At 58.5% G+C, this 7,037-nt stretch carries 8 protein-coding genes; 4 read left to right on the forward strand and 4 right to left on the reverse strand.

The features are described 5' to 3' along the window. Positions 1-438: 438 nt before the first annotated feature. Positions 439-648 carry a hypothetical protein gene (locus EN935_RS16230; RefSeq protein WP_109660501.1) on the reverse strand — a complete coding sequence of 70 codons (210 nt, stop codon included), beginning with the start codon at positions 646-648 and terminating at the stop codon, positions 439-441. A gap of 330 nt (positions 649-978) precedes the next feature. Between EN935_RS16230 and EN935_RS41450 the strand changes: the two genes are divergently transcribed. From EN935_RS41450 to EN935_RS16250, 4 genes are all read left to right on the forward strand, one after another. Further along, positions 979-1,377 carry a hypothetical protein gene (locus EN935_RS41450; protein ID WP_206532386.1) on the forward strand — a complete coding sequence of 133 codons (399 nt, stop codon included), beginning with the start codon at positions 979-981 and terminating at the stop codon, positions 1,375-1,377. Positions 1,378-1,587: 210 nt separating this feature from the next. Beyond that, the gene (locus EN935_RS16240; RefSeq protein WP_126071149.1) at positions 1,588-2,265 is read left to right on the forward strand and encodes a Crp/Fnr family transcriptional regulator; all 678 of its coding nucleotides are present in this window, start codon (positions 1,588-1,590) and stop codon (positions 2,263-2,265) included. Between the two features lie 261 nt (positions 2,266-2,526). Further along, positions 2,527-2,787 carry a DUF982 domain-containing protein gene (locus EN935_RS16245; protein ID WP_127264492.1) on the forward strand — a complete coding sequence of 87 codons (261 nt, stop codon included), beginning with the start codon at positions 2,527-2,529 and terminating at the stop codon, positions 2,785-2,787. 8 nt (positions 2,788-2,795) lie between these two features. Continuing rightward, positions 2,796-3,269 carry a hypothetical protein gene (locus EN935_RS16250; protein ID WP_126069858.1) on the forward strand — a complete coding sequence of 158 codons (474 nt, stop codon included), beginning with the start codon at positions 2,796-2,798 and terminating at the stop codon, positions 3,267-3,269. A 371-nt stretch (positions 3,270-3,640) separates the two neighbouring features. Here the strand turns inward: EN935_RS16250 and EN935_RS16255 are convergent, their stop codons facing one another. The 3 genes from EN935_RS16255 to EN935_RS16270 all read right to left on the reverse strand — a co-directional run. Next, the gene (locus EN935_RS16255; protein ID WP_127264491.1) at positions 3,641-3,838 is read right to left on the reverse strand and encodes a hypothetical protein; all 198 of its coding nucleotides are present in this window, start codon (positions 3,836-3,838) and stop codon (positions 3,641-3,643) included. A 983-nt stretch (positions 3,839-4,821) separates the two neighbouring features. Continuing rightward, positions 4,822-5,576 (reverse strand): IS5 family transposase gene (locus EN935_RS16265; RefSeq protein ID WP_127266283.1). Its coding sequence is split into 2 segments (ribosomal slippage): positions 4,822-5,243 and positions 5,243-5,576, totalling 756 coding nucleotides; the frame shifts between segments, so codons are not numbered across the junction. Between the two features lie 608 nt (positions 5,577-6,184). Then, the coding region (locus EN935_RS16270) for a DNA polymerase (RefSeq protein ID WP_245488986.1) at positions 6,185-7,037 on the reverse strand (853 nt) is incomplete at its 5' end.

Raw genomic sequence — 7,037 nt, forward strand, 5'->3', positions numbered from 1 at the left:
CCATGAAGAAGACCTATGAAAAGCCGGTGCTGGTCAAACGGCAGAAACTGTCGGCCTTGACGGCGCAGGCAATCCCGTCATCGGACCCGATCGGCCCGTCAGGCTGACGCCGCCACAGGGCATTCCCGCGATGTACTTCAGCACCGTCCGGAACCTTTGCGCGGCCTTTGCGTTCTTCCCCCGGATCGTCTCCCATTCGATCCGGAACACCTCCAATCAAATGCCCCGTCAGGCTCCGGCCGGCGGGGTTTCTTTTATCCCCATGGAACGCACTGGTTTCCGGTTTGGCGGAACAATTGTCCCGCCGTGAAGTTTTGAAAATAGACCTGGCGGTGGGACGCCCGGTCTACTCCGGGAGACCTGTCACGATTTGCGTCGGTGGCGGGTTTTCTGCGCGCAGAGGGCGCCGCGCAGGAACACGCAGCACCTGGTTGCGCCTCATGCGTCCGAAGGGTCGCTCTTCGCGGCGTCGACATCCCGGCCAGTCCGAAAGATCCGCCTGAGGATGTCGCGCGCGATCTCTGCCCGGTGCTTGTCCTGGCCTCGCAACTCGACGCCGCCGAGCCTTGCCGGCGCTCCACCCGTATGGTCCCACACCATCCAGCTGCCGGGCGCTTCCTGCAGGCACTCAAATCTGTCTTTTGGCATTAGGCGATTTCGTCTCTCGGCATCAAGCGTCCCATTCGCAAGGCCCGCCAATAAAGGCACCGCTATCGATGGCCGACGCGGGGGTTAGGTTGGGCGGGGGGCCGGGTCCCGCGTCGGCCAAGGCGGCATCTAAGGTCCGCCGCGTTGCAAAGCTACCCAGTTACCGCCAGGCGAACAATTAAGCGAATTGCTTGGTACGCTTCCGGACAGTTCGCGGGACTCGCTAACCAATGGTCGGAAGCATACCGTGCGCTTGTCGCTGGCCGTTGAATGGGCGTTGGCGCTTGAAAGAGCAGATCGCGCTTTCGCCCCAACGATGGGAGAAGCGCGATGATCTTCAACGGGTCGGCGGATTCAGATCAGCTTTCGATCCTGGGTAAAGTGCTCGATGACTATTGCCGCCAGGCCGGCATTGCCGCGGGCCACCCGGCCAGGGAACGTCTCGGGTGCCGTGCCATGGAGCTTTTTCAAGGCGGCATGGACATGCCCGCGGAACTGCTTGCCGCTATGCGCTTCAGCTACGACGAATGGCTCGGCGAGGTCGATCCCCAAACCTCATCGGTACAGAGGCCTGCCTTGTGGGCGGTCGAGGTAGCACTCACGGAACCAACCCCTGCCGGGACAGTTGGTTCGGGTGGCGGCGGAGCATCGCGTTTCCCTCAAGCGAATGCGGTGGAGCACTCCGCCAATTCGTCACCACGCCCCCTCCAGGGAAAAGATTCCGAATAGCAACCCGGCACGGAATGACTCGCTATCGGATTGTCGAAAGCGTACACTTCCCCGTCGCTGGCCACTTTAACGGGCGCTGGCGCTTGAGAGTGCCGATCGTACTCCCGCCCCTGCGGGAGCTGCATATTGAACTACGAAATCCCAAAATCGACTGTCGCTGGCCAGGCACTGGCTTTGGACAACCAGTTCCGAAATGAACTGTTGCGAAGGATGACCGCCGAGGACCTTGCGCTGCTCGAACCGGATTTGCACCGGGTAGCCCTGCCGCTGAGAATGCCCCTCGTGACGCCCGACGTGCCGATTGAAGCCGTTTACTTCATCGAGCACGGAATCGCGTCGGTCGTCGCGCGCACGCCCAGTGGACACGAGGCCGAGATCGGCTTCATCGGCAATGAAGGGATGGCCGGATATTCGCTGGTGATGGGCGACGACCGCGCACCGCAAGCCTGCTTCGTGCAACTCGAAGGCGAAGCGATGCGCATGGACGCAGGCAGCTTCAATGCGGCTTTGACGACCAGTCCCACCTTGCGCTTGTTCCTGTTGCGCTTCGTCAATTCTCTGCAGATCCAGACCGGATGTACCGCGCTTGTCAACGCGCGGCTGCGGTTGGCGAGCCGTCTGGCCCGGTGGTTGCTGATGTGCGACGACCGCGTGGTGGGAGTACGATTTTCCATTACCCACGAGTTTCTCGCCACGATGCTGGGCGTCAGACGGCCAGGCGTCACCATCGCCCTTCAAGAATTGGAAGGCCTTGCTCTGATCCGGTCGCGCCGGGGTGAGGTCATCATACTGGACCGCCCTGGACTGATTGCGCTGGCCAATGGTGGATATGGGGAGCCAGAAGCTGAATATAGCAGGCTTTTGGGAGAGACCGGCTCGGGGGATTGATGACCGGGCACGGCGCCTGTTGCCTCCGGTCGGCTCAACATTGTCGGTTCTGTACCAATACTCGATGGAGAAATGTCGGAATCGTACTGTTATCCGCAAGTAAATTGCAAAGTGAGAATAATTGAATATTATTCCCCCAATGCGTCATAGTTAATAGACGGAACCTTGTTTAGGTGGTTAAGTAAATCTGTCATCAGCTGTGGCACGGGCGCTGGTGCTTGAGAGAGATTACCGTTCTCCCGCCCCAGCGGGAGCTATGCGATGACAGTCAGCCAGCCAAATATGTTTTCCGGAATTCCCATCGAAAGAAGTGACGGCACCATCTCCGTCCTTTGCACACTTCCTCAAATGGCCGACGCTTTGGCGGATGGCTGGCCATCCGATGGGCCAATGTTTCTGGCTGCGCTTGCTGCCCTGGTGGGGGAAAGAGTGGGATGTTGCAGCACAAGGGACGTCCATCGAGCCTTCATTGCGGCAGCGGTTGAAGCCGATTGTCTCCCCGACAGCTACATGAAGAAGTAAGCGCGAAAATGCCTCTCACCTTGCGGACGACACTTTGCGAAACGAGAGATGCGTTGCATGTGCTGCGAAGGGCTTTGTCTGTTCGCGGCCATATCGAAGCAATGGAAGAGATCGATTCCCTTATAGGTGTCGCAGAACAAAAGGCAGTCCACGCGATCGGCGACATTGACCGGGCCGAGTTTCGAAAACCCATTCTCGTGGTGGTGGCGAACCCCGCAATGTCCGAAGATATCCTGATTCCAGTCGCGCTGCCCACCAGGCTCGGTGAGCTTCGTGAACAAGGCATGGGCCTCAGTGCATATTGCGGCAATGCGCGCTGCGGTCATTTGCGTTCGCTGGATCTCGATGGCCTGATCGAGATCTACGGCACCCACTATGATTTCATCACCGAAAAGCGGTTGGCATCGAAGCTGGTGTGCAAACGATGCCAAAATGTTGGGGGGAGGCTTGTCGTGGTCTCCGATAAACGGCCCCGGTATTGAATACCCGGGGGCGGAACGAATCCCTCCGTCGCCCGGTGGAGACAAGCGAGCAATCGCGGAACCATCCTCTGCCGAGACAGTTGGTTCGCGTGGCGACGGAGCATCGCGCTTCCCTCAAGCAAATGTAGCGGATCCCTCCGCTAATTCGTCGCCACACCCTCCAGAGAAAGCATCCATAGGGGCTTTGAGCGTTAAAGCCTCGGCCAGCAATTCGACAGGAGCCGCGAGGCCCTTGAGAGTGGCGTACAGACCCAGCGTCACCATCGCCAGGTGACCCTCGGCTTTGTCGTGAACCAGGTCTGCGGCGTGCGCCAAGTCTGCGGCGTGCGCCAAGTCTGCGGCGTGCACTAGGTCGATGGGGACTGGCGGCCTCACTTGCGGATGATCCATTCGATGACGCCGGCGCCGACGTCGAGATTGCCCGTGAGTTCGCTCGTCATCGCCGTGGCATGTTCCGCCCATTTCGCTTCAGGCAGCCGCAACTCGGCAATGGAAGCCTTGAAGGCATCCCTCAAAATGTGGGAATCGAGAACGGATATCACGCCGCTGGGGCCTTGGTCGTCTTCCATCCGATGTCTCCTGGCGGGGCGGGAGTACATCACACCTTCAAGCATCAGCGCCCGTTTCGTGGCCGGTGACCCCTCGCACATGGCGGCTTTGCGCACGCTCTCAACAACAAATGAGATCGGAGCGGGATGATGTTTTTTCCGTACCGAGGCGCTGTGGGTCGGAACGTTTTCTCCCGGCCAGCATTTTGGGTGCCATCGAAAGACAGGAGAGACTTCCTTGACCAGACTGCCTCAGGACAAAGACCGGATTGAACGTGCCACCCGCGAGGCTCAATCCATCATCGCCATCGAACGTCAGGCGCGTGAGGCAAAGACGGCCCGGCTGCGAGAACTGCGGCTTTCCTCAGAGGCGCCAATCTCGACAGGGACCGCCATGACAAAGCGCAAGCCTGGCGCCCGAAAAGCGACACGCAAGACTATCGAGTTGGAGTGACGCTCCCAACGCACCGCATCCGACAAGCATCTCGCGCCTATTTGCGCACGATCCAAACTATGCGCCGCCGCTAGTAGCAGCACAACCAAGGCAAATGTAACATTAGCTACACGTAATTGTGGCACGTTTGATGCATCGAAGAACTCGATGGGGTAACGGGAGCAGAGGCGATGTATAGGAATGATGAAAAACTGTGCAATTGGGCGAGCGCACGAGGCATTATGATCTACCGACGCTCAAAGACCGTATGGATTGCAGCGGGAAGTTACCGGGATCGCAAATATGAGGTGAAGGGACGGACACCTGCCGTTGCGCTCGCATTGTGGAAGGAAGCCGCCAGATACAGCGGGTCGGGAATTTGAAGCCTGACATATGCCTTGAAAAGTAGCCGCCTGATCAATGCTTTTCACCGGCAGCCGCGTCGGTCATTTACGAGGCCTGTCAAAACTTCAATCGCCTGGCAAAGATTTGCCGATCGTGAAATCTGGCAGCGCCCGCCCCAGCAAGCCGGCGGAAAGTGACACCCAGAACTAGGCTCAGGACTCATTGATCAGAGCCAGAAGATTACGGCTGCAGCGATACAGATCGCGGACATGAAGGTGTGGGCGCAGCGGTCATAGCGGGTGTGGATGCGCCGCCAGTCCTTGAGCCTGCCGAACATGTTCTCGATCTTGTGGCGGCTTTTGTATAGCACGGTGTCGTGCGGGATCGGCAGGTTGCGATTGGCTTTGGACGGGATGCAGGCGGCTATGCCGCGATCGGCCAGGGCCGTGCGGAACCAGTCGGCGTCGTAGCCTTTGTCACCAAGTAAGGCTGCGGCTTTCGGGAAGGCGTCGATCATGAGCGCGGCGCCTTTGTAGTCGCTCATCTGCCCTTCGCTGAGCAGCATGATCAGCGGCCGGCCATGTCCATCGCATACAGCATGCAGCTTGGAGTTCAGGCCGCCCTTGGTTCGCCCGATACGTCGGGGAACAGCCCCTTTTTTAGCAGGCTGGCGGCCGTTCGATGTGCTTTCAAATGGGTGGCATCGATCATCAGTTGATCGGGCTTGCCGCCTTTTGCCGCCAATTCGGCGAATATCCGATTGAATACGCCAAGGCGGCTCCAGCGGATGAAGCGGTTGTAGATCGTCTTGTGGGGACCATACTCTTTGGGTGCGTCGCGCCACCGCAGGCCGTTCCTGATCACGAAGATGATGCCGCTGACGATCCGCCGATCATCGACCCTCGGCACACCGTGAGACAGCGGGAAATGCCGCTCGATCCGACGCATCTGCGCCTCCGACAGCCAGATCAAATCACTCATTGCAGCGCCTCCTCGCACCGCAAATGAATCAGCCGTTTGGCGTCGCCGCAAGAGTTTTAATAGGTCCTGAGCCTAGATGCATATTGGCCCAAGTCGCATGCGCGAGATGGATATTAGCAGTTACAATTGCCAAAACGACGCCATCGTCATCCTCATCTAAGTAGTGGTCTGATTTCACTGTTATTCCATCGATCAGAGAGTCGTCTTCTAGGAGGACTATTTGACTGTTCCGTCGGATTCTTTTGTCTCGCTCACTTGTTGGGGAGCTCGCAGTGCATCAATTAGTGTTTTTACTCTGTTGTCCAGATCGACGTTTCCGAGTACTGGATTGTATTGCCTAACGCCTCTCAGTACTCTGATGTAAAGTGAGCAGCGGGTTTTCATCTTAGATGTAACAAACGGAACGTATCGCGAGTTGGCGACCTCGATGCCAATATTTGGATGTAGATTTTCTGTTTCCTGGTCGGCATATTTCTCGACATAGCCGAACTCATCCGTCGAACTGAGCTTACATAATTGTTTGTGAAACGATTTTCTGAGTCGCCACACATCGCTCTGCTTTCTCGCATTGCCTTGCACGGGACCCTTGTAGGTTAGGGTAATATGCATCAATGCGCCTCGTCCCAGTTGTTGGCGGCGCGCGCGTCGACATGTAGCGGCACCGACATCGATACCGCAGGCATCGCCGCGTTTTCCATGACGTGACGCACGACCGGGATCGTCGCCTCGACTTCGGCCTCTACGGTCTCGAAGATCAGTTCGTCATGCACCTGCAACAGCATGCGTGCTGAAAGGCCCGCTTTTTCCAGCGCCTCCTCCATGCGGATCATGGCGCGGCGGATGATGTCGGCGGCGGTGCCTTGCAGGCGGGCGTTGATCGAGGCGCGTTCGTTGAACGCGCGGAGCGAGGGATTGGACGATCTTATATCGGGATAGTGGATGCGGCGCCCGAAGATGGTTTCGACGAAGCCGTGCTCGCGAGCGTAGGCCTTGGTCTCCTCGATGTAGTCGCGGATGCCGGGGAAGCGCTCGAAGTATTTCTTGATGTAGTTGCTCGCTTCCTCGCGCGGGATCGACAGCTGGTTGGCGAGACCGAAGGCCGAAATGCCGTAGATGATGCCGAAATTGATCGCCTTGGCGCGGCGGCGGACTTCCGAAGGCATGCCCTCGACCGGCACATTGAACATTTCCGACGCAGTGATAGCGTGGATGTCGGCGCCGTCGGCAAAGGCCTGCCGCAGTTGCGGAATCTCGGCGACATGGGCGAGGACGCGCAACTCGATCTGGCTGTAGTCGGCCGAGACCAGCCGATGGCTCTTGTCGGTGATGAAGGCGGTCCTGATCTTGCGACCTTCGGCGGTGCGCACCGGAATGTTCTGCAAGTTCGGGTCGGAGGATGACAAGCGTCCCGTCGTCGTCGCGGCCAGCGCGTAGGAGGTGTGGACGCGCTTGGTGTCGGGG

It is taken from the genome of Mesorhizobium sp. M7D.F.Ca.US.004.03.1.1 (assembly GCF_003998635.1).
Lineage (GTDB): Bacteria > Pseudomonadota > Alphaproteobacteria > Rhizobiales > Rhizobiaceae > Mesorhizobium > Mesorhizobium loti.